Below are 22,063 nucleotides of genomic sequence, written 5' to 3' on the forward strand. Positions count from 1 at the left end.
CCGCGGCGGCCCGTCTCTACGGGAATTCCAGTAGCCGGGCATGCCGCCCGCGTGGGTTAGTCTCGACGCCATGGAGATGTATCAGCTGCGTGCCTACGTGACGGCGGCAACGCTGGGAAGCGTGACGCGCACGGCCGAGGCGCTGCATGTGACCCAGCCGGCGATCACCGCACAAATCAAGGCCCTGGAGGAAGAGCTGGGCGTGGCGCTGTTCGATCGCCGGCCCGGGCGCATCAGTCTCACGCGCGCGGGGGAGTCGCTGCTGGAGGATGCGCAGAAGGTGCTCGATGCCGCGGGCTGGCTCCAGGGGCGAGCGAAGGAGCTGCAGGGCGAGATCACCGGGCAACTGCTGATCGGAACGGCGAGCGATCCCGATTCGCTGCGCCTCGGCTCGCTGCTGAGGGCGCTGGTCGCTGCGCTGCCTCTATTGGAGATCAAGACACGCTACGGACTGGCGCAGGATCTGTGCGAGCAGGTCATGTCCGGCTCGATGCAGGGCGCGTTCTATATCGCCTCCAACATGCCGCGCGAGCTCGAGGCGCTGGTGCTGCAGACGCGGCAGTACCGCATCGTTGCACCGGCAGGCCTGCGTGCCGAGATTCTCAAGGCTGGTTGGCGCGATCTGGCACAGATGCCCTGGATTGCCACGCCCGCGCAGCATCACACGCAGCTTCTGCTGACGGCACTGTTCGCGCGCCAGGGGCTCGCACCCAACCAGATCATCGAGACCGACACCATGGCTGCGGGCGAAAGCCTGGTGCGTGCGGGCCTGGGGCTGACGTTGCTGCGGGAGGATAAGGCGCTCGAGATGGCGGAGAAGAACGAGCTTGTGATCTGGCCGCATGTGCGCGTGCCCGCGCAGCTTGGATTCATCTATGCACGCTCCACCGAGCATGATCCCGCCCTGGTGGCCACCCTCTCGCAGCTCCGCCGTGTGTGGGGCTTGTCGGAGACAAGGAAGTAGATCGGACAGGAAGAAACTAGGCTCTTCGCGAAATACCGGGACGAATGACGTCGCGTGACGAACAGAGCGGTGGTGCCTGCGGTGAGAGTTTTCGTTTGGAGGTGCTGATATTGCCCCTCATACTTTGTTGCAAAGCCTTGCCGTACCAGAGTACTGTCAGCGCCTTTGCGTCGCGTCTGAGGGGCCATCTCAGCATTGGGGTGAACGGTTCATGCAGTGCGCGCGCTGCACAGTCGGTCGTTCGGGAAGCCCCAGCCCACAGGCAATCATGATGAACCAAAAAAAGGGCCGCTCACGAGAGCGGCCCAAGTCTTTCCTTCTTCCTTAGTTGTATGGTTTTATCTCATGCGGCAACAGCGGTCTCTTCGGCCACCATCTCCTGCACCTTGGCTATGCGCGACTTCTTGCGCCATGCGCCCCAGGTGACGGCCAGCAGCAGCACGGCGCTGATGCCGACGAAGGTGGCGCTGATCGGGCGCTGCACGAAGATCGCCATGTCGCCCCGCGACAGCAGCAGCGCGCGGCGGAAGTTTTCTTCCATCATCGGGCCGAGCACGAAGCCCAGCATGATGGGAGCGACTGAGAAGTCCAGCACCATGAGCAGCGCGCCGACGATGCCGAAGACCAGCACTTCCCAGATCTGGAAGAGGCTGTTCTGTGTCGTGAACACGCCCACGGCGATGAAGAACATGGCCGACGGGAACAGATAGCGGTAAGGCACCTGCAGCATCTTCACCCACACGCCGATCAGTGGCACGTTCAGGATCATCAGGATGACGTTGCCGATCCAGAAGCTGGCGATCAGGCCCCAGAAGATGTCCGGATGCTCGGAGATCAACTGCGGTCCCGGCTGGATGCCCTGGATCAGCAGTGCGCCCAGCAGCAGCGCCATCACGGCGTCGCCCGGGATGCCCAGGCTCATGGTGGGAATGAAGTCGACCTGCGTCTTGGAGTGTGCCGAGGCCTCGGGAGCTGCCACGCCCGCGATCATGCCGGTGCCGAACTTGCTGGGGTCCTTGGCCACCTTCTGCTCCACCGCATAGGCGATGAAGGTGGTGATCGTCGGGCCGGTGCCGGGCATGGCACCGAACAGCGTGCCGACGGCCGTACCGCGCACCATGGGCCAGAAGGCTTCCTTGAGTTCGGCAAGCGACGGACGCATGTCCCGGATGCGCATCCGGGTGTTGCTGGTGATCGCCTTCATGCGGTTCACGTTGAGCAGGAAGTCGGCAATGCCGAACAGGCCCATCGCAACCGCCACCATTTCAAGCCCGTCGGAGAGCTCGGGGATTCCGAACGCGAAACGGAACGCGCCCGTGTTCACGTCGGTGCCGACCACGCCGCACAGCAGGCCGAACAGCGTCATCGCCACGCCCTTGAGCGGCGAGCCGCGCGACATGGTGGAGCCCGCGAGCAGGCCGAGCAGCATGATGGAGAACAGCTCGGCGGGCCCGAACTTGAACGCGATGGTGGTGAGCAGCGGCGATGCGAAGATCATCACGATGATGCCCACCGATGCCGCGAAGAAAGAGCAGATCATGGTGATGCCCAACGCCGTTCCGCCCTTGCCCTTCTTGGTCATCGGGAAACCGTCCAGGCAGGTCACGGCATGCGGCGGATGCGACGGCAGGTTCAGCAGGATCGCGCCGATGGCACCACCATACTGCGAGCCATAGAAGATGCCCGCCAGCATCAGGATGGCGGGCACCGGATGCATCGTGTAGGTCAGGGGCAGCAGGATCGAGATGGCTGACAGGGCACCCATGCCGGGCAGCACGCCGATAAGGTTGCCCACCAGCACGCCGAAGAAGGACCACATCAGGTTGTGGCCCTGGAAGGCCACGCCGAAGCCGTACCAGAGGTCTTGCAATGACTGTTCCATGGCTCAGATCCCCCATTTGAACAGCGGCATCTGCACCTGCAGCGCCCACCAGAAGATGACTACCGCGACGATCATCATGCCCGCGGTGAGGATGAGCGCCTGGAATACCGAGTTGCTGCGATCGCCCAGTGCGCTCACGAACACGATGCAGAACGTGGCCGGCAGCAGGCCGAAATACTCGCCCGCGAAATAGAACAGGATGGTCCCCAGGATGATGCAGGACGCGCCGCGGAAGTCGGGAATGTCGTGCTGGTGGCCCACGAGTGCGGCCTCGCCGCCGCTGGGCTTCTTCTTGGCCGTTGCGGCCAGCAGGACGCCGCAGATCGCGATCAGCACGCCGATGGCGAACGGGAAGTAGCCCGGCCCCATGTGCGCGAGCGTTCCGAGGTTGTAGCTGTTGGCCGCATAGGCGGCGCTGGCTCCGACGATGACGAGCAGGGCACCGCCGTAATAGTCCTTGTTCCAGGTTTTTTTCTTGTTGCTCGGATCGCTCATGTCGAGCTCCTTTCCGAGGCTGTGTGCATCATGGGCACGAAGAGCATCTGCGTCTCCTAGACTGTTGGGTTCGTTGTCGCACCGGCGCCGCGCGCAGTCTCTGCAGGGGCCTGCAGCCAGGCAGGTTCTGTAGAGGCAGGCATATCCGGCGTCGTGTGAAAAGTCTAGAAAACGAACCTGCCAATCAGCTTCCAACGGGCTTGCAGGTGCTCAAAATACGTATATTTGCTTAGAGTTGGTTGCTCACGCCACTCAATGAACCCAGAGTTGGAGGACGGGATAGCTGTGTCTCGGCGGGTCGTGATGGCGCTTGGGGTCAAAAAAACCGCCCGAAGGCGGTTTCCAGACGGAGCGCAATCAGTACCGGTCGTTGTTGCGATAGCCGCCAGAGCGCGGAGCGCCAAAGCCTCCTTCGCGACGCTCAGGTGGGCGGGCAATGTTCACTTTGATGGCACGACCGTCCATGGACTTTCCATCAAGGCCGTTGATGGCGGCTTGAGCGTCTGCCTCTGTTTCCATTTCGACAAAGGCAAAGCCCTTGGAACGGTTGGTTTCCCGGTCTACCACCAGCTTGGCGCTGGATACTGCGCCGAACTCGCCGAAGGCATGGGTGAGCGACTCATTGGTGGTCGAATAGGCAAGATTGCCAACATACAGACGGTTATTCATTTTGATTTCCTTGGAGGAGGTCAGATTGGCATCGTTGATCCGATGCATTGTGAAAAAGGGGATAAGGGGCGCTCAACGGCGTTTGCGAAAAGGTGCGTTGGCGGATGAACCCGAACGGGTTTCGATGTGACGGAAGGTCACGCGGCCCTTGCTCAGATCATAGGGAGACATCTCCAGCGTAACCCGGTCACCAGCCAGTATTCGAATGCGGAACTTGCGCATCTTGCCGCCGGTATAGGCCACAAGTTGATGGCCGTTTTCCAGTGTGACGCGATAGCGCGCATCAGGCAGAACTTCGTCCACCCGACCTTGCATTTCAATCAATTCTTCTTTGGACAAGAGTCTCCTTACACCCGGTGATAAACCGGCATTAGTTCAGTCGATTCGAAAGCACCATATCTTTTCCTTCGTTCAAGGCATGCTGTGAGGCGAGCGCTTGTGTAGGAAAGCTTGCTACGAATCTGAAAATGCGGTCATATATACCGCGTCGGATGGAGACAGAGGCCGAGAATCGGCCTCCGCACGTTGCTTTGACGAGCGGCGTAACTATGTAGCTACCCACTCGTTCACAGAGGGTTGGGGGCATATGCCAGTACGCGTCATAAAGGGCGTACAGAAAAATTTCCAGGTCTTTCTCAGACGTCAGGACGTGACGTGTCGAAAGAGGCTGGTGCGAGTCCGTAAAAAAGACTCTGGAGGGCTCACCGCGAGACACAAAGTAGACCGAATAAGTCCCTTTGAGAGAGAGAAGAGCTTGCCAGCCAAGGGGCCTAGCCAAGCCATACGGGCGCTAAGAAAGGCGAGTGTGTGCCTAGCGCATCGGAGCAGTATATGCGTTTATCCAATTCCCCGCCCATTGTGCGAATGCTCGCGGACGGCGTGGTCCTATCCGGCGAGTGCAACCCGTGCCGAGCGTTCGACCTGTTTGGGCAGAGGGCGCAAATCTGCGCCTGCTCGATATCTCCAGCAAGGCCGAGGGCATGCATCCAGAACCGCTTGGAGGTCGGATTGCGAACGCCGCCGGCGCGCGTTGGGGCCCATCCCTTACGGGGCAAGAGGCAGCCGGACACGAACGGTGAGGCCGACGCCATCCTCGCCGTCCAGCAGCTCGATGGTTCCGTGCATGTTCTGCAGATAGGACTTCGCGATCGCAAGCCCCAGGCCGGAGCCCATCGCGGCGTCTTCCTGTTGTGATGAAGGCAGGCGTTGAAAGCGCTCGAAGGCTCGCTCGCGGTCTTCGGCCGCGATGCCCGGGCCGTTGTCCTGGACGAGCATGATGGCCTGGCGCTCGTCCACGCGCACCGATACGTTCACCTTTCCCCCACGCGGGGTGTATGCGATGGCGTTGTGCACCAGGTTTGCCAGCACTTCGTGCAGGCCCAGCGCCGAAGCCTGCACGGGTGCGACGGGCGGTGCGCCGGGGCGGTCGTCGTCTTCGGCATCGTCGCCACGGGCATCGATCCACCCGAGGTCGATGTGCTTCTCGAGTGCCTGTGGCAGGTATTCGATGACGACATCGCGCGCAATGGCATTCACGTCGCACTGTTCCGGGAGGGGGCAGGACGAACCCGGCTCCTGCCGAGTCGCCTGCGTTGCCTGTGCCGCTTGCGCGAGCGCCAGCAGCTGTTCGCTGACGCGGCGGCTGCGCTGCAGTTGCCGCAGAATGCCCTGCAGCGTGTTGCGAACGGTTTCGGGGTCGGACTCGCGCAGCGCATACCCCGTCTGCGCATGCATGATGGCCAGCGGCGTGCGCAACTGGTGCGACGCATCGGCCAGAAACTGACGCTGGGCTTCGAGCGCATCGCGCTGTTGCGCGAGATGAAGGTTCATCGCATCGACGAGGGGGCGGACCTCTCCGGGCACCGATCCGGTCTGCAGGGGCGACAGGTCCCGGGCCTTGCGCGCACGCGTGGCTTCGCGCAGTGCCTGCAAGGGGCGCAGGCCCCAGCCGATCCCCAGCCAGATGATGAGCACGAGGATGAGCAGCGTGCGCGCATCCTTGAAGAGGGTCTGCTTGAGAAGCTCATGCCGGGCATTCTCGATGGCCAATGTGCTGCGTGCCGTCTGGATGAGCGCTGTCCAGGGCCTGCCCTCGTCGTCATATACGGTGCGAAGCACTGCCGCGATGCGCAGGGGCTGGTCGTGGAACGGGGCGTTGTAGAAGACGCGTGCGCCATCTCCCGCATCGGCGAACGGGGTCTGCGGGTGTGTGGGCGAGGGTGGCGGTTCGGGGAACGGGTCAGGGCCGAGCAGCAACTGGCGTTGCTTGCCATCGTTCGACGCGACGACCACGCGCAGGTGCTTGGATCGGGCCGACAAGGCCTCGAACATCGACGTGATGTGGAAGGTGTCGGTCAACTCCACGGTGCCGCGCGCAGCGTTCCATGCGAGGCTGTCGGACAGGGCCTGGGCAGGCTCGAGCAAGGTCTGGTCGTAGGCCTTCTCGAGCTCCTGTCTCAGCGTTTCGGTATCGCTCCAGCTGTCGAAGGCAAACAGGGCCACGAGCACCGGCAGCAGGATCAGCAGCAACCGCGCGCGCAGACCCGGCACAAAGCGCCTTGCCATGCTGATGCTCCTTCTTGCCGGTGGATGGGTGCTGTTCAAGTCGTAGCGGCCTCGCGGGACGGTGAGGCGGGGAGCGGCTCCAGCATGTAGCCCAACCCGCGCACGGTGACGATATGCACATCGCTGCCCTGCAGCTTGCGACGTACACGGTGCAACACCTGCTCGATGGCGTCCGGGCCGGCCATGCTGTCCTGGGGGAACACCTTGGCCGCCAGCTTGGACTTGCCCACGGGGGCGCCCACGCGGGAGATCAGCACTTCCAGCGCCGAATGTTCGCGCGGCGTGAGGCTGAGCACGGAATGGTTCAGCCAGAAGGTCTGGTGGTTGCCGTCAAAGCGCAGCGAGGCGCATTGAATGTGGGCCTGTGATCGGCCCTGGCTGCGCCGGTGCAGCGCCACCAGCCGGGCCTCGAGCTCTGGCATCTCGAAGGGCTTGGTGAGATAGTCGTCAGCGCCGCGATGCAGGCCTTCGACGCGATCCTGAAGGGAGCCCTGCGCCGTGAGGATGAGCACCGGCAGATGATGTCCCTGCTCGCGGATCTCGCGCAGCAGCTCGAAGCCATGCTGGTCGGGCAACTGCAGGTCGAGCACCACGACATCGAAGGCTCCTCCTGCTATCAGCGCCTTGGCCAGCCTGGCATCGGGCGCATGCTCCACGGCGATATGGGATTGCCTGAGTGCGCGCATCAGCCAGGAGGCCATCTCCATTTCGTCTTCGATCAGCAGGATGCGCATGACGTGCTCGTCTGGGGTTTCCGAGATTCACCGAGGGGCAGGCTGAGCATTCTGCACCGCTTGCAGCACGCCTGCGCAGGCATCCTCCGCCAGATCCAGCACATGTTCGAACCCGCGCTCGCCGCCGTAGTAGGGGTCGGGCACTTCGGTATCAGGGAATCGGCTGCAGAAGTCGGTCAACCTGTGCAGCTTGTACTGCAGCGCGGGCGGGCAGATGGCTCGCGCTGCCAGTTCATTGTTGCCATCCATGACCAGCACCAGGTCGAAATGAACAAAGTCACCTGACGTGAGCTTGCGCGCGCGCTGAGTGGAAAGATCGTAGCCTCGGCGAATGGCATGCGCCTGCGAGCGCCGGTCCGGCGTCTCGCCGACGTGATAGCTGTGCGTGCCTGCGGAGTCGACCTCCACGAGATCGGACAGCCGTGCATCGCTCACGAGCCTGTCGAGCACGCCATGCGCCGTCGGACTCCGGCAGATGTTGCCCATGCAAACCATGAGCACGCGAAAGGGCCTATCCATGCGGGTTGCCAGACCGTGTACCCTAATTTGTCCCTTATTTGTCACCTGACTGCCTCTGTGTATGAGTGACTAGGATACCGTGACTTGGATGGGCTTGGCGTCGCATGGCTTGGCGGTTGCCGACGGCTGTCAGGTCGCGCCGGGAACGTGCCCTTTGCGTCTGGCGATGGCCCACAGGGTCAGCAAGGCGGGCCACGCGCAGGTATTCAGCACGTCATGCAGACTGGCTTGCCAGCGCCAATACCCGAAAGTGGCCAGGTCGTCCCTCATGTCCAGCAGTTCGCCCAGGCATGCGATTGCCACGACGGCAGCCAGGGGCGCCAGCCTCGATGGATTGCGGCGACATAGCCAGGACATCGCAAGAAAAGCCGCAAGGCCCAAATGGATGTGAAGAGCGTCCTTGGAGAGGCCGGTGATGTTGACAACAAGCAGCTTGGCCGCCTGGACAAGTGACGTTTCCATGTCCCGCATTGTCGCCCAGAGCCCTCGCCATCCACCCCCAGTTCACGTCGTCGTCACGAGCTGAGCGGCTTGGGCGCGGTCGTGTTCCGGTCCCATGAGGCTGCTTGCGAAGAGGTCCTTGGATGCCCTCCACGAAAAAATGCTGTTTGCTCGTCCGACAGCGGCTCATGATGACTATTGTTCAAGTTTTTGAATAGTTATTTGCTTAATAATCTAACATCTTGTAATGAATGGACGGAAAGCAGGCGATGCAGCCTTTTGAATTGGTGATCGAGCCCCTGGACGGAGGAGTTGTTCGCGAGACGTGGATTGATGAAGGTCTCGTCACGTTCGGTCGTGCTCCCGACAACCAGGTGGTGCTCGATGATCGAACGATCAGCGGCCGCCATGGGGTTCTGCGCGCCCGCGCGAATGTCCTCGTGGTGGAGGACTGTGACAGCACCAATGGTGTTCGCGTCAATGGCGAACGGGTGTTCCGCAAGACGCTCTTCAGTGGTGATGTGATCAAGATCGGCACGCACAATATCCATGTGCGAGTGGGCTCGCGAAATCCACGCGGCTTTCTTTGATAACGGTGTAGTCGCGGGCGGATGAAGGGGTAATCCCTTCGCGATACAGATTTGCCCGGACACGGAATACATTGAACACTGGCGAAGCCGTCCCCGGAGGACGGCTTTTGCATTTCTGCCGGGTCTTATGTCGAAAGCTGGCGGATATGCTGGGTATGGAAACAGGCCCGCGGCACCGGCATCGATGGCAAATCTCCTGCCAAGGCTCAGCGCGGTACATGCCAGGATCTGCGCGTTTTCCCGCGCGGCGGTCTTGTGGCGGGCCAATGGAGAAGGAGTTGCCTGACGGCCTGGTCTCAGTCGGGCTCACGCGGGGGCATTGAAGGTGGCTGCCGAGGGGAGACGCCAGCTCAAGACCTTAACGGTAGGTTCTTGGGGCCTCACAGAAGCTCAAGGCGGGTACTTGGACGATGCGGGGAAGAAATGGGTATTTATATTTATTTAATACGTAAAAAACTGCATCAATATAAACAATCATTACAACAAGAGAGTACCTTTTACGCATTGACTGCCCTGAATCGGTATTGGCGGGAGGTTGTATGGTCGAGCGTTCGCATTTCGATGGTGTCACTTTCATCGCGCCGCCTCCCGCGATTGCATTCTCCTGGGCGCAGCGCTGTTCCGGGGGAAATACCAAAGGGCATCAATGCGTCGACTGGAGCAAGGCGCCAACCCATGCCCATTGGTGGGCCGTGGATGCCAATGGCGCAGCCCATTGGTTCGCGGATCCTCGGCTGATCGCATTCGATACATCCTGGCGCTTCGAGGTCATGGCGGCGCCCGATTTCGGTTACATCGGTGATTACACGCAATCCCTGACAGAGCGTCCCTCAAGAGCGCTGTGAAGCCAGCATGCGTCGTGACAGTTGTTGACTGTCACAACTTGTGACAATGCGGGAAACTAGGCACATGTCAGAGGAAATCAACATTCAACCGGCCATCGAGCTATTCGCGCAACGCGCAAGGCAATTCGAAGAACCCCTCAGTGCCAGGGAGTTCGAGCAGGCAGTGGAGCTCCTTGGTCAATGGATCACGCGGGAGCACCGCTGGTTGACGAAAGACGATATTGCCATGCTGGGCGATATCGGGGCCGTCCTGTTTCGCGCCTCGGCCAGCGCGTAGTATGGACTTTGGGGCTGCTGCCAGGCTCAAGCCGCTTCCACCGCTGCTGGCTCCTGCGCGTGCGTGACGGGCAGAAGCTCGCGCGTCTTCCAGACAAGCACGCAGATCACGATGTTCATGAGCGCCATGACCGAGCAGAAGGCGATGAGTGCGCGATTGAGTCCCACGTGGTCGGCCAGCCAGCCCACACCCATGATCGGCAGGATGGTTCCCATGTATCCGATCATGAGATAGGAACTGAGCAGACCGGCGCGCTCGGCAGGCTGCGTGAGCTTGGCCACCACCCCCATGCCGCCCACGTTGGCCAGGCCGTGGCCGACTGCAGTGACGGCGACGGCCATGATGAACAGCCAGGCTTGCCCCGAGACGACGGTGAGCATCAGCAGCAGGTTGCACAGTGCCAAGGCCACCCCCGCGACCAGCACGACGACCTTGGTCTTCTGGTTGCGCACCATGAACTGGAACGCGGAAGAGAGGAAAAGGATCATCGCGATCGACAGGCCGCTGACCGCGGGTCCGCTCCACGGAACCAGTTCCTTCATGAAGCTGGGGGCCAGTGAGGAATACAGGCTGAACATGCCGAAGGCGCAGAAGGCCCCCATGCTGGCCAGCCAGAATTGCCGGCGGCCGCGCGCGGGCGGAAAGGTCAGCCTGGGCAGGAGGCCTGCAAGCGGCCGCGTGTTGTCCTTCGTGGCACGGGGATCGTGCTCGTCGAGTGGCCTGGCCACGGGCTCGCAGGGCAGACGGAACAGCGCGACGATCGCGAGCACGCCCATCAGCGTGGTGGGAATGTAGGCGGTGAAGAGGGGATGCGGCACCCATTGCGCCATCACCCCGCCGAGCAGCGGGCCGAGGCCGAAACCCAGCGTCATGGCCATCGTGGTGAGCGCGGCAATGCGGCGCGGATCGCTGCCCGGGCTGGACTGCACCATGCCGACCGAGGCCGACGTGGTGATCATCCCGGATGCCAGGCCGATCAGCAGGCGCGCCACCATGAACACTGGTACGTTCCAGGCTATCGCGGAGAGAGCCACGCCCGAGGTCATCACGACGAGCCCGGCGCGCAGGATCGGCAGAAAGCCATGGCGCTGCGTGAGCCGGCCCAGGAACAGCAGACTGGCGATCACGCCGCACATGTACAGCACGAAGATCTGCGTGATGTCGCTCGGGCGCAGGTTCCAGGTGCTTTGGTAGATGGGGTAGAGCGGACTGGCCAATGCGGTGCCCATGACGCCCACGCACATCGAGTATCCGATCCACGGTACAGGGGGCCAGCGGCGTTGCGTGTGTTGCTGTTGCACGGAAGGTTGCGAGGCGATCGACCCGACAGGCATGCGGTGGCCTGCATACTGGCGCGGGCGAGGCGGCCTTTGTGATCGCTTTAAAATGAGGGGAAACCCGATGATAGCGACGGATGGCAAACTTTGCTGTCCACGCATTGTCCTGGCGCATGTTCCACCGGCTGGATTGTTGGCGTCTTATAACCAACGGGTCTTATTACTTAACGTTTTGTTCGTTGTGACGTTCATGACGAACGATTACATTTCAAGACATCAATTTTTTCCTGAAAGCGCGCAGCTGCCGGGTTGGTGGATTGGTCCACCAAGCTTGTAGCTGCGTGTTTTTTGCATTTCATGATCGACCTACGGGGTATTACCCAGATCTACCAAGGCCCCAAGGGCCCTGTTGAAGCCTTGCGCGGCATTGACCTGAAAATCGGCGCAGGCGAAGTTTTCGGCATCATCGGCCGCTCGGGCGCAGGCAAGAGCTCGCTGGTGCGCGTTATCAATCTGCTCAATCGCCCGACAGCGGGCGAGGTGATCGTGGCAGGCCGTGATCTCACCAAGTTGGGCGATGCCGAGCTGCGACAGGCCCGTCGCGAGATCGGCATGGTGTTCCAGCACTTCAACCTGCTGTCGTCGCGCACGGTGTTCGACAATGCCGCGCTGCCGCTGGAGCTGGCGGGAATGACCAAGGACGCGATCAAGAAGCGCATCGACCCGCTGCTGGAGCTGGTCGGCCTGGATCATCTGGCCGATCGCTATCCGTCGCAGATCTCGGGCGGGCAGAAGCAGCGCGTGGGCATTGCGCGCGCCCTGGCCAGCAACCCCAAGGTGCTGTTGTCCGACGAAGCCACCTCGGCGCTCGATCCCGAAACGACACGTTCGATTCTCGACCTGCTGCGCAAGGTGAACAACGAGCTTGGCGTGACCGTGGTGCTCATCACCCACCAGATGCAGGTGGTCAAGCAGATCGCCGACCGCGTCGCCGTGATCGAGGCCGGCCGCATCGTCGAGATGGGGCGCGTGATCGACGTGTTCACCCGTCCGGAGCAGGGCATCACCAAGAGCCTGATCGATGAGATCGTGCCGCAGGAATTGCCCGCCGGTGTGCTTGATCGCGTGCGCAAGCTCTCCGACATGGCGCGTGGCCAGGGGGTGACGGGCCGCCTGCTGCGTCTGTCCTATGCGGGCGACCAGGCCTACCAGCCGATTCTCTCGCGCCTGATTCGCGACTATCAGCTCGATCTTTCCATCCTGCACGGGCAGGTCGATGAAATCCAGAACCAGACCTTCGGGTCGCTTGCGGTGTTTGCCAGCGGTGATGCGGGGCGGCTGAACGCCGCCGTGGCCGAGCTGCGCGAGCAGGGCGTGCAGGTTCAGGAAGTCGAGTTGGAGGGCTGAAGAGATGTTCGAGAATTTTTCCGAAATGATGCTGGAGCTGTTCGCGCAGTCGCTCTGGGAAACCATCATCATGGTGGGCGTGTCGGGTGTGGTGGGTGGCCTCATCGGCATTCCGCTGGGAGTGTTCCTGCGCCTGACCGACAAGGGCGGCGTGCTGGAGAACGGCCCGCTCAATCGCATCGTCGGCTGGATCGTGAATGCCGTGCGTTCCACGCCATTCATCATTCTGCTGGTGGCCATCATTCCGCTGACGCGCCTGATCACCGGTTCGTCGATCGGCACCTGGGCCGCCGTCGTTCCGCTGACGCTGGCGGCGGCGCCATTTGTTGCGCGCCTCGTCGAGACAGCGTTGCGCGAGGTCGACAACGGCCTGATCGAGGCCGCGCAATCCATGGGCGCTACCACCAGCCAGATCGTCTGGAAGGTGCTGCTGCCTGAGGCGCTGCCCGGCATCGTGGCCGGTCTTACCATCAGCTTCGTGAGCCTGACGGGCTACTCCGCCATGGCCGGGGCCATCGGCGGCGGCGGCCTGGGCGACCTGGGTATCCGCTACGGCTACCAGCGTTTCCTGCCCGACATCATGCTGGCTGTGGTGATCGTGCTGATTTTCTTCGTGCAGGCGATCCAGTCGCTGGGTGATTGGGCGGTGCGACGCCTGAGCCACAAGTAAAGGCGGGCAAGGTGCGCGTGACGCTGGTCGCGTCACCTCGCACCCATGAAAAAAGAGACAGGGAAAAAAGGAAAAGGGAGCCGGGCGAAAGCAGGCTCCCTTTTTTGCTGGACTGCGAAAGTGCGGGATAAGAGTGTGGGATGAAGTGCGGGATTTTTCCGGGAGCGGATGCGGGATCGGGCAGGCATAGTGGAGGGTATGGAGCCATTCCCCGTGCACTCCGCCATCCTTCATCCCCACCCATTCACCGAGACGATCCGATGACCCTGCCATGGCACAGCCTCGACACCACTCTGTTTTCCCGCGCACAGCAATTGCTCGATGAGGGCTGGATCACCCGCGACCCTGAATTGGCCCCTGTTCTTCCGGTGGTGCTCGAGCGCGGCGTCGGGCAGGACTGGCACAAGGCCGGCACGTTCCGCCATCATCTCTACGGGGTCGCGCGCTCGCTTGCTCTGTGGCAGCAGCCGCACGACGTGCAATTGCTGGGGTTGCTGCACAGCGTGTACGGCAATGCGTTCGTCGACCTGGTGAAGTTCGACGCCCGGACCGAGCGCGCGCGGCTGCAGGGGCTGGTGGGCGAGGAGGCCGAGCATCTGGTCCACCTGTTCTGCACCATGAGCCGCAGCCAGTTCATCAACAAGGTACTGGAGCGAGACTTCGATGAGGACGGCGGGATGGAGCTCGAGCTCAATGGCCCGGCGCCGCGCGAGACCGTGCAGCTCACGCCGCGCGAGGTGGCGGCGTTCATCATCGTGAGCATGGCCGACACCATCGAGCAGTGGTTCAGCTGGCAGGAGGAGATCTATTCACGTTCACCGAATGTCGATACCTCGCGCAAGCAGGCGGTGCATTGGGCGGCATCGCTCTGGCCGGGCCCCATGCGCCCGCCGAGCCGCAAGATCTCGCAACTGTCGCAACTGGGGCTGGCGCTCCAGCACCCGGGCCTTGCGGGGCTGCTGCCGATGCCGCCGGTGTTCAACCGCTGCACCGTCAGCGTGAGCAAGGAGGACGATGCCGCCGCCTCGTCGCTGTACTGGTCGGTGATCCAACTCGACCAGCCCCTGGTCGATCTGGACGTGGCGACCCATGTGCTGGAGCAGGCCGTGCGCCTCAATCCCTGGGTGGGCGAGCCGCAGATGGTGCTGGCCCAGGTGTATCTCTCCGCGGGTCGCCAGGACGATGCTGTGCTTGCGGCCCGAAGCGCACTGCAGTGCTTCAGCGCCTGGGGCAATGCGTGGGACAAGCGCGTGCAGTGGGATGCCTGGATCGCCTGGACCCGCATCCTGCTGCAATCGGCCACGGACGGCACATGGCCCGAGCGGCTCGACAAGCTCAACAATCTGGCGCTGCGCGGCTGACACGCGGGCCTCGTATGAGGCCTGTGCGAGACATGCGCTGGCGTTGTATGCAAATGGGAAACTAATCTTTCAGGCTGCATGGATGTTGATTTACGATCAGCGGTTTTCCTATTTACAGAAAGCCACACATCGTGTTCAACAAGCGCACATTGCTCCAATCCTCCCTGGCCTTGACCGTGGCAGCCGCGCTGTCGGTCCCCGCGTTTGCGCAGGACAAGAGCTCCATCAAGATCGGTGTGACGGGCGGTCCGCATGCGCAGATCATGGAACAGGTCAAGAAGGTTGCCGAGAAGCGGGGCTTGGCAATCCAGATCGTCGAGTTCGGAGACTACGTGCAGCCCAACGCGGCGCTGGCCGCCGGCGACCTGGACGCCAACAGCTACCAGCATCGCCCCTACCTGGATGCGCAGGTGAAGGATCGCGGCTACAAGATCAGCTGGGTGGCGGACACCGTGAATTTCCCGATCGGCATCTATTCCAAGAAGATCAAGAAGCTCGATGAGCTGCCGCAGGGCGCACGCCTCGGCATCCCCAATGATCCGACCAATGGTGGCCGGGTGTTGCTGTTGCTGCAGTCGCTGGGCCTCATCAAGCTCAAGGACGGCGCGGGCCTGAAGGCGACGCCGCTGGACGTGACCTCCAATCCCAAGAAGCTGCGTTTTGTGGAACTGGATGCGGCCCAGTTGCCGCGCTCGCTAGATGATGTCGATGCGTCCGCGATCAACACCAATTTTGCGATCTCGGCGGGCCTCAATCCCAAGACGGACTCGATTGCAATGGAGTCTGCACAGAACCCATATGTAAATATTCTTGTCGTGCGCGAGGCTGACAAGGGCAGGCCGTGGGTGGGCAAACTGATCGAGGCCTATCACTCCGAAGAGGTCAAGAAATTCATCGACAGCCAGTTCAAGGGCTCGGTTCTTCCGGCTTTTTGAGCGAGTGAATGAGGCGGTAGCCGGGGCTGGACAACGCTTGCGTGCTACCTTTATTGACCTATTTTGTGGACTAGGTAAAAAATCAAACGGCTACATCAGTTGTGATCGTTTGACAATATTTGTTTGACAATTGTTTGCAATTCACTGTAGCAATGATATACATATTGTGAGTGCCTAAGTGTTTTTGTGCATGGCGCAGTGACAGGCTGATGGAGAAAATTTTCCAAAACTTGTAGTTTCACTATGCAACAAATTCTCACATCATCGGTCAAGTTCATGGTTGCCGTCGTCGACGGCGACGAGACGCATCGCCTGCATGTATGCCGGTTCCTGGAGGAGTCGGGGTATACGACCTGGGGTGCAGGATCGGTAGAAGACTTCTATATCGGGCTTCTGAAGGAGAAGGCCGATCTGGTCATCGTCGATCTGGACCTGGGCGTGGAGACGGGGCTGGCGCTCATCCGGCGTCTGGTGGCCCAGCGCATTCCCGTCATCGTGCTTTCGCACAGTGCGAATTCGGGAGCCCGCGTGGCAAGCCTGGATGCGGGTGCATTGCAGTATTTTGTGAAGCCGCTTTCACTGGCCGAGCTGGGCGCGGGTATCCGTGCCCAATTGCGGCAACTCGAAATGCGCGTGTCGAACGCCGAGCAGCAGAATTCCTGGCGTCTCGACCTGAGCGTGCCGCGCCTGATTGCGCCCAACCAGCGGACCATCCGCCTCACCAGCCGCGAATGCGAGCTGCTGGAATGCCTGATGGCGGCCAACGGCGGCATGGTGTCCAAGAGCAACCTGGTGAAGGCGATGGGCCATGCGGAGGCGGAGGACGGCTTCCATCGCATCGAATCGTCGCTGATGCGCCTGCGCCGCAAGACGCTTGCCGGTACGCAGCTGATGCTCCCGGTGCGCGCCGTGTTCGGCAAGGGGCTGGTCTTCGTGCCCTGAGGCCTTCAACACCACATAGGGGAGATCCCGGGGCTGACTCCTGCCGGTAGACGCCGTAGTCAGGAAATCCGCCGGAAGTATTCATGCAGGGGCGCGCGGTACGTGGTCGTGCGATTGATCGGAGCGGCAGGATCGGGCCAACCCAGCGCGATGCCGCAGACGACATGCTGTGTGTCCGGCAGTTCCAGCACGCGGCGCACGGTGCCGGGGTAGGAGGCCAGCGCACCAATCGCGCAACTGCCCAGGCCCATCGCGGATGCCGCCAATTGCAGCCCGTGAAGGCTCATTCCCAGATCCATGTAGCCACCTGCTCCGAAGTGTGCGTCGATGGTGACGACCAAAGCGACCGGGGCATCGAAGAATCGGTAGTTGTTCTCGAACTGGCGTGCCCGTCCATCGGTGTCGCCGCGATCGACACCCAGTGCACCGTACAGTGCCTGCGCCGCGGCCACCTGGCGCTTGCGCAGGTGCATGGGCATGGGGGTGGGGAAGTAGCCGTAGTCTTCCTGCTGCGGCGCGCCGCCTCGGACATCGTCCAGCAACGCCGCACTCAGCCGTTCACGGCGAGTGCCCGCGACATGGATGAACCGGCCGGGTTGCAGGTTCGCCCCGCTCGGTGCCGCGCGCGCCGCCTGAAGCAGCGGATGGAGCAGGGCATCGGGAACGTCGCGCGGCAGATATCCGCGAATGGAGCGGCGGCTGTGCAGAAAACCCAGGGTGGTGTGTGTGCTGTATTCGTCGGTCATGGGGATTCCTGTGCCTGCTGGCAGGCCACCACGCATGCGGCGCCGATGCCTCCGGCTCCGGCGATCGCAGCCAGCCCGAGGGCGGCTTGACGCCTGGAGGGGCGGGTCTGCGCAAGCTCCGTCAGCAGCCGGACCAACGCGATGGCGCCTGATGCGCCAATCGGATGCCCGCGCGCGAGGCCGCCACCTCCGGCGTTGATCTGCTGCTGCGCGAGGCCCAGCGATCTGCAAAAGCTGATGCCCTGCACGGCGAAGGCGTCGTGCAGTTCGACGGCCTGCATGTCGTCCGCTGCCAGTGGCTCGGCCAGCAGGAGGCGACGGCCCGCCAGTTCCAGCGCCTTGCGGGCCGCCTTGTCGGCGGCGGTCAGGGGCATGGAGGGCGTGGAGCCCACGCTCGTGCCTGCAATCCAGTGCGCGCGGGTCTGCAGGCCGTGGCGCTCGCATGCTTCGCGCGAGGCCAGCATCACCAGTGCTGCGCCGTCCGCCTTGGCGGAAATGGTGAGTGCGCTCATGCCCGGACCGCCCGAGCCTGGGTTGTCGCCACCCGCGCATGCCACCACGGGCATGCGCGCCGCACGCTCGGGCGCGATGCGGCGGGGATAGGTGTCACCGGCAATGCCGGCGATCGTGACAATCTCGGCGGCTTCGCCGGGCTGCTGCCCGCCTTCACGGGCCTGCAGCGCGCGCTCGTGGCTCATGAGTGCGTAGGCATCCAGTTCGGCGCGCGTGATGCCAAGCGCGCTCGCATGCGCGCCTGCGGCGGCAAGGAGATCGGGATCCTGCGCGGGGTCGGGTGCAAAGGCGGGGCGTTCGAACACCTGTGGCGCTTCGTCCGGGTGCCGCGGCCGCGTCATGCGGATAGGCGCCCGGCTCCAGGCCTCCACGCCGCCCGCGATCACGATGTCGGCCTGGCCCGACGCGATCATGGCTGCGGCCAGTGTGACCGCGTCGAGGCCGCTGCAGCATTGCGTATCCACGGTCAACGCGGCGCAGTCCTGCGGCAGTCCGGCCGCGAGGGCGGTCATGCGGGCGGGGTTTCCGCCCGCGCCCAGCGCATTGCCCAGGATGACCGCATCCACCCATGCGGCGTCAGTGCCTGTGCGCTCAAGCAGCGAGCGCAGCACGGGTGCGGCGATCTCGTGCGGCTGCAACGCATGGAACGCTCCGTCCTTTGCCGCGACCGCACTGCGTGCCCAGCCGGGGATGGGCACGCAGTGGGAAGGAATGGTGATGGGCGTGTTCATGCGATCCGCTCGATGATGCTTTCGGTGTCATCGGCGCCCGTCGTCGCCGCGCGTACCGCACGGGCAATGCGCGGGTGATCGGTCTTGCCGCTCGTGGTCTGTGGCCAGGGGGCGGTGGTGTGCCACCAGTGCCTGGGCAACTTGAAGCCTTCGATGCGCTCGCGCAGCCATTGCGTCAAGGCTCCGCTTGCGGGCGATGGGGTGGCGTCCTCGCGCCACTCAAGCACGGCATGCAGCTGCATGCCGCGAAGCTCATCGGGGATGCCGAGCACCGAAGCGCGTGCGATGGCGGGGTGCTCCATCAGCAGGCTTTCAAGCTCTTCGGGAAACAGGTTCTTGCCGCGCGTGACGATCATGCGGCTCTGGCGGCCGGCCAGATGCAGGAGTCCCGAGGCATCGACATGGCCCATGTCCCGCACCGAGAGCCAGTCGCCGTCGCGGATCACACCGGTACGGTCGATGTCCTCGCCGACATAGTCGATGAAGAGCATGGGGCTGCGCATGAAGATCAGGCCGTCGCTGCCGTCTCCTGTCATGTCGCCCGTCGTGGAGTCTGTACCTGCGCCTTGAGGCCTGATCGACAGCTCGACATTGCTGAAGGGGCGGCCCACGGCCTGGGCGGGCGCATTCTCATCGGCATCCATCCAGGCGATGAAGCTGGCCTCGGAGGCGCCGTAGAACTCCACGATGCGCGCCTTGGGAAACAGCGCCTTGAGCGCAGGAGTGTGCGAGCGCATCCAGCGCGCCCCGCTGATCATGATGAACCGCACGCCCCCAATTGGCGGCAGGGCGCGTTGCCGGGCCCATTGCAGCATCAGGAGCAACTGGCTCGGCACGGCGACGAGGCATGGCACATCCTCCTCGCGCAGCGTATGCAGGCAGCGCAGTGCCGAAAACCGTTCCTGCACGACCGCACCAGCGCCAAACCACAGCGCCTGTATCACGCCGAAGAGAAACAGGGAATGGGACATGCGGCCGGGCGAGAGCGTGCGATGGGTCGCTGCCTCGCCGAAGTCCTGCAGGCTGACCCTGAAGCTCTCGGTCCAGGATCGGTGGTGCCGCATGAATCCCTTGGGCAGACCCGTGCTGCCGGATGTGAAGCCGGTATAGAACGGGCTTGCCTCGCTCTGCGGCTGCCGCAGGTCGCAGGGCTCGGTGGGCATCCACTGCGCGGCTCTTGTCCGCACGGCTGCGGGCCACTCGGGGTCGGCGATGGCTGCGCAGCGGCCGCTATGGACGACGGACAGGAATTCGACGACCGTCTCCAGGCTGGCATCCCCGCTCTGGAGCAGCATCCGGGGCGACCGGCTTGCCGCGATCCGTGCGCTGCGCCGGATGACCTGCTCGTGCAGGTCCGCATAGGTGAGGGCGGTGCTTTCGTTCTGGAGTGCAATCGCGTGCGGAGTGTGGCTGGCCCAGTGCTCCAGGGGGCTGTGGATATAGGGCCAGGAGGCTGGAGGCATCATGGCGTGGCCGGCTTGCCGCCGAATGCCCAATCCGGCATGCCGCGTGCCACGGAGTGCGCGATGACGGCGCACATCAGGCACTTGATGAAGTCACCGGGAACGAAGGCCAGCGTGGCGAGCGTTGCCTGTGGCAGGCTCAGCTTCGCCAGCAGCATCAGTCCCGTCACGCCCATGGCATGCAGCGCGAGCAGGCCGCCGACCACGGACGCCGCGAATGCGCTGAGCGCAACGGTGCGCGGGCTCTGGGTGGGGAGGCGGCGCATCAGGAGGCCCGTGATGAACGCAGCCACCGGGTAGCCGAGCAGATAACCCGCGGAGGGCGCCATGAACACGCCGATGCCGCCACGCCCGCCCGAGAGCAGGGGCAGCCCGGCGGCCACGGCGGCGAGGAACAGCAGCATGGCCTGCAGCCCGCGGCGCGGCCCGAGGAGCACGCCGGCCAGCATCACGCCCAATGACTGTGCGGTGATCGGCACGCCCATCGGCAGGTCGATCTTCGGGATCAGGCCCAGCACGGCCATGAGGGCGGCGAAGAGGGCGACCTGCGCCATGGAGGAGGCACCCTGGCGGTGCACGGAGGGCGTTGTGGGTGGGTTCATGAGGACGGGCTCCTTGGAGTGTGTGCGAGGGATGGGGTGAAACGCTTCAATGGCCCAGTCGCGCCCACAGGGCATCGGCGACGCGGCGGGAGGTTTGCAGCATCTGGATCGACAGCGGCGCGATCAGTCGCAGGCCTCCGGCGCGGCCTGTTCGCAGCCGGTAGGCGTCGGCCAGCAATTGCCAGCGGGTGAAAAAGTGTTCGACAAAGCGCAGCATCAGCGCCATCTGCAGCGCAATGCGCTCCGGCTCGAAGCCGAACCGGGCGAGGGGGCGCAGGCATCGCTCCAGCACGTCGACGAGATCGCCAGGGCGGGTGGTCAGCGTCAGCGCAGCACCCAGCACGCTTGCGCTCATGAGGCGCATGGTGGTGGCGTAGGCAAGCAGGGGTTGGCCCATCAGCACGTGGAACGCGGCGACCAGCAATGCAGCGATCAGCGCGGAGACCAGCCACCGCTTCGCACCCCACGCCGCGCGCCGCAGGGAGAGCAGCAAGGCCAGGCAGGCCGTGCCCGCTGCGCCAAGCCACCCCACAGACGAGGTGGTGAACAGCAAGGTGCCCGCGATGGCCATCACCAGCAGTTTGGCGCCCGCCGGAACGCGGTGCAGCCAGGTCTCGATGTCACTGTAGAGGCTACCCATGGCGCACCCCTGCGGCATGGCTCGTGGCTTTGGTGCCTGCCCGACGTGACGCGATCCGGGTGGCCACGTCGGCCGCGTAGTGCGCGCAGACCTCCTTGGCCGATCCGTCGGCGCGCACGCGGCCGGCCTCGAGCCAGATCACGCGGTCGAAATCGTGCACATGTTCGAGGACATGGGTGGAAACGATGATCTGCTGGGGTGCGCTGGCGATGTCATCGGCCAGCGCGGCCTGGCTGGGCAGGTCGAGGCTGGCGAAGGGTTCGTCAAGCAGCAGTACGCGCGGCCGGGCAGCCAGCAGCGCAAGCCAGCAGACCTGCTGGCGCTGGCCCTGGCTCAGGCTGCCGATGGCGCGGCTGGCCCAATCGCCCCGGCCGCGTTCCGCGAGCAGCAGCCGGGCCTGGTCGAGCGCTTCACGCTTGCTCAAACCCGCGGCGCGAAAGGAGAGGGCGATTTCCTCATCGACCACGGGGTGGATGATCTGCTCGTCCGGGTTCTGGAACATCAGGCCGACCAGCGCGGCCCGTTCGCGCGAGGCGTGGTGCAGATCGACTCCATGGATCTGCACGGTTCCTGTCTGTGGTGTTTCGAGTCCGCACAGCAGACGCAGGAGGCTGGTCTTGCCCGCACCGTTGTCACCGACCAGGCCGATGCGGCGTTCTGTCAGGGCAAGAGTCAGGTCCTCGAAGACGCGATGGCGCCCGCGCAGCAGCGACACATGCTGTATGTGAACGGTCGGCGTCGTGGCGGTTGTTGCGGTCGGCATGATGAGGGTTGCGAAATCGGCTCGGGGCGAAC

General features: G+C 63.4%; 24 protein-coding genes. 9 read left to right on the forward strand and 15 right to left on the reverse strand.

What is annotated here, in order from left to right; translation table 11 throughout:
• The first annotated feature begins 70 nt into the window (after positions 1-70).
• Positions 71-964: a LysR family transcriptional regulator gene (locus H9K76_RS09020; RefSeq protein WP_187599701.1), complete on the forward strand. Its 894-nt coding sequence runs from the start codon at positions 71-73 to the stop codon at positions 962-964.
• Positions 965-1,307: 343 nt separating this feature from the next.
• Here H9K76_RS09020 and H9K76_RS09025 read toward each other — a convergent pair whose 3' ends face one another.
• The 8 genes from H9K76_RS09025 to H9K76_RS09060 form a co-directional block, all read right to left on the reverse strand.
• Positions 1,308-2,846 (reverse strand): tripartite tricarboxylate transporter permease, encoded by a 1,539-nt coding sequence (locus H9K76_RS09025; protein WP_187599703.1) that lies wholly within the window; start codon positions 2,844-2,846, stop codon positions 1,308-1,310.
• A gap of 3 nt (positions 2,847-2,849) precedes the next feature.
• Positions 2,850-3,341 carry a tripartite tricarboxylate transporter TctB family protein gene (locus tag H9K76_RS09030; protein ID WP_187599705.1) on the reverse strand — a complete coding sequence of 164 codons (492 nt, stop codon included), beginning with the start codon at positions 3,339-3,341 and terminating at the stop codon, positions 2,850-2,852.
• A 357-nt stretch (positions 3,342-3,698) separates the two neighbouring features.
• Positions 3,699-4,010: an RNA recognition motif domain-containing protein gene (locus tag H9K76_RS09035; RefSeq protein ID WP_187599707.1), complete on the reverse strand. Its 312-nt coding sequence runs from the start codon at positions 4,008-4,010 to the stop codon at positions 3,699-3,701.
• 72 nt (positions 4,011-4,082) lie between these two features.
• Positions 4,083-4,349, reverse strand: coding sequence for a translation initiation factor IF-1 (gene infA, locus H9K76_RS09040; RefSeq protein ID WP_187599709.1), 267 nt, complete (start codon positions 4,347-4,349; stop codon positions 4,083-4,085).
• Positions 4,350-5,054: 705 nt separating this feature from the next.
• On the reverse strand, positions 5,055-6,575 hold the full coding sequence (locus H9K76_RS09045) for a sensor histidine kinase (RefSeq protein ID WP_187599710.1): 1,521 nt from the start codon (positions 6,573-6,575) through the stop codon (positions 5,055-5,057).
• Between the two features lie 35 nt (positions 6,576-6,610).
• A complete protein-coding gene (locus H9K76_RS09050) occupies positions 6,611-7,309 on the reverse strand; it encodes a response regulator (protein WP_187599712.1) in 699 nt (232 codons plus the stop codon).
• Positions 7,310-7,336: 27 nt separating this feature from the next.
• Entirely contained in the window at positions 7,337-7,828 is a 492-nt protein-coding gene (locus H9K76_RS09055; protein ID WP_246475414.1) for a low molecular weight protein-tyrosine-phosphatase, read from the reverse strand.
• A gap of 129 nt (positions 7,829-7,957) precedes the next feature.
• The gene (locus H9K76_RS09060; protein WP_187599714.1) at positions 7,958-8,290 is read right to left on the reverse strand and encodes a hypothetical protein; all 333 of its coding nucleotides are present in this window, start codon (positions 8,288-8,290) and stop codon (positions 7,958-7,960) included.
• A 230-nt stretch (positions 8,291-8,520) separates the two neighbouring features.
• On the opposite strand from H9K76_RS09060, the gene H9K76_RS09065 reads away from it, so the two are divergent.
• From H9K76_RS09065 to H9K76_RS09075, 3 genes are all read left to right on the forward strand, one after another.
• Entirely contained in the window at positions 8,521-8,859 is a 339-nt protein-coding gene (locus H9K76_RS09065; protein WP_187599716.1) for an FHA domain-containing protein, read from the forward strand.
• Between the two features lie 539 nt (positions 8,860-9,398).
• On the forward strand, positions 9,399-9,704 hold the full coding sequence (locus tag H9K76_RS09070) for a hypothetical protein (protein WP_246475416.1): 306 nt from the start codon (positions 9,399-9,401) through the stop codon (positions 9,702-9,704).
• Between the two features lie 64 nt (positions 9,705-9,768).
• Positions 9,769-9,981 carry a hypothetical protein gene (locus H9K76_RS09075; protein ID WP_187599718.1) on the forward strand — a complete coding sequence of 71 codons (213 nt, stop codon included), beginning with the start codon at positions 9,769-9,771 and terminating at the stop codon, positions 9,979-9,981.
• Positions 9,982-10,007: 26 nt separating this feature from the next.
• Here H9K76_RS09075 and H9K76_RS09080 read toward each other — a convergent pair whose 3' ends face one another.
• A complete protein-coding gene (locus H9K76_RS09080) occupies positions 10,008-11,282 on the reverse strand; it encodes an MFS transporter (protein WP_484482093.1) in 1,275 nt (424 codons plus the stop codon).
• A gap of 333 nt (positions 11,283-11,615) precedes the next feature.
• Between H9K76_RS09080 and H9K76_RS09085 the strand changes: the two genes are divergently transcribed.
• The 5 genes from H9K76_RS09085 to H9K76_RS09105 all read left to right on the forward strand — a co-directional run bounded on the left by H9K76_RS09085 (position 11,616) and on the right by H9K76_RS09105 (position 16,573).
• Positions 11,616-12,665 carry a methionine ABC transporter ATP-binding protein gene (locus H9K76_RS09085; RefSeq protein ID WP_187599720.1) on the forward strand — a complete coding sequence of 350 codons (1,050 nt, stop codon included), beginning with the start codon at positions 11,616-11,618 and terminating at the stop codon, positions 12,663-12,665.
• Between the two features lie 4 nt (positions 12,666-12,669).
• Complete coding sequence (locus tag H9K76_RS09090) at positions 12,670-13,335, forward strand: methionine ABC transporter permease (protein ID WP_187599722.1); 666 nt, start codon at positions 12,670-12,672, stop codon at positions 13,333-13,335.
• Positions 13,336-13,595: 260 nt separating this feature from the next.
• A complete protein-coding gene (locus H9K76_RS09095; RefSeq protein WP_187599724.1) occupies positions 13,596-14,696 on the forward strand; it encodes a DUF6817 domain-containing protein in 1,101 nt (366 codons plus the stop codon).
• Positions 14,697-14,827: 131 nt separating this feature from the next.
• Positions 14,828-15,631: a MetQ/NlpA family ABC transporter substrate-binding protein gene (locus H9K76_RS09100; protein ID WP_187599726.1), complete on the forward strand. Its 804-nt coding sequence runs from the start codon at positions 14,828-14,830 to the stop codon at positions 15,629-15,631.
• A 243-nt stretch (positions 15,632-15,874) separates the two neighbouring features.
• Positions 15,875-16,573 carry a response regulator transcription factor gene (locus H9K76_RS09105; protein WP_187599727.1) on the forward strand — a complete coding sequence of 233 codons (699 nt, stop codon included), beginning with the start codon at positions 15,875-15,877 and terminating at the stop codon, positions 16,571-16,573.
• A 59-nt stretch (positions 16,574-16,632) separates the two neighbouring features.
• On the opposite strand, the gene H9K76_RS09110 is transcribed toward H9K76_RS09105, so the two are convergent.
• From H9K76_RS09110 to H9K76_RS09135, 6 genes are read right to left on the reverse strand one after another with little or no spacing between them, the layout of a single operon-like run.
• Positions 16,633-17,319: a nitroreductase gene (locus tag H9K76_RS09110; protein ID WP_187599729.1), complete on the reverse strand. Its 687-nt coding sequence runs from the start codon at positions 17,317-17,319 to the stop codon at positions 16,633-16,635.
• Positions 17,316-18,563: a thiolase family protein gene (locus H9K76_RS09115; RefSeq protein ID WP_187599731.1), complete on the reverse strand. Its 1,248-nt coding sequence runs from the start codon at positions 18,561-18,563 to the stop codon at positions 17,316-17,318. The genes H9K76_RS09110 and H9K76_RS09115 overlap by 4 nt, the downstream gene beginning before the upstream one ends.
• Positions 18,560-20,029 (reverse strand): AMP-binding protein, encoded by a 1,470-nt coding sequence (locus tag H9K76_RS09120; protein ID WP_187599733.1) that lies wholly within the window; start codon positions 20,027-20,029, stop codon positions 18,560-18,562. The genes H9K76_RS09115 and H9K76_RS09120 overlap by 4 nt, the downstream gene beginning before the upstream one ends.
• Positions 20,026-20,628 carry a biotin transporter BioY gene (locus H9K76_RS09125; protein ID WP_246475418.1) on the reverse strand — a complete coding sequence of 201 codons (603 nt, stop codon included), beginning with the start codon at positions 20,626-20,628 and terminating at the stop codon, positions 20,026-20,028. Before H9K76_RS09125 ends, H9K76_RS09120 begins: the two co-directional genes overlap by 4 nt.
• Positions 20,629-20,674: 46 nt before the next feature.
• Complete coding sequence (locus H9K76_RS09130) at positions 20,675-21,268, reverse strand: CbiQ family ECF transporter T component (protein ID WP_187599735.1); 594 nt, start codon at positions 21,266-21,268, stop codon at positions 20,675-20,677.
• Positions 21,261-22,031, reverse strand: coding sequence for an energy-coupling factor ABC transporter ATP-binding protein (locus tag H9K76_RS09135; RefSeq protein WP_187599736.1), 771 nt, complete (start codon positions 22,029-22,031; stop codon positions 21,261-21,263). Before H9K76_RS09135 ends, H9K76_RS09130 begins: the two co-directional genes overlap by 8 nt.
• Positions 22,032-22,063 lie beyond the last annotated feature (32 nt).

The sequence above is a fragment of the Diaphorobacter ruginosibacter genome (assembly GCF_014395975.1).
In the GTDB taxonomy this organism is placed as follows: Bacteria; Pseudomonadota; Gammaproteobacteria; order Burkholderiales; family Burkholderiaceae_C; genus Diaphorobacter_A; species Diaphorobacter_A ruginosibacter.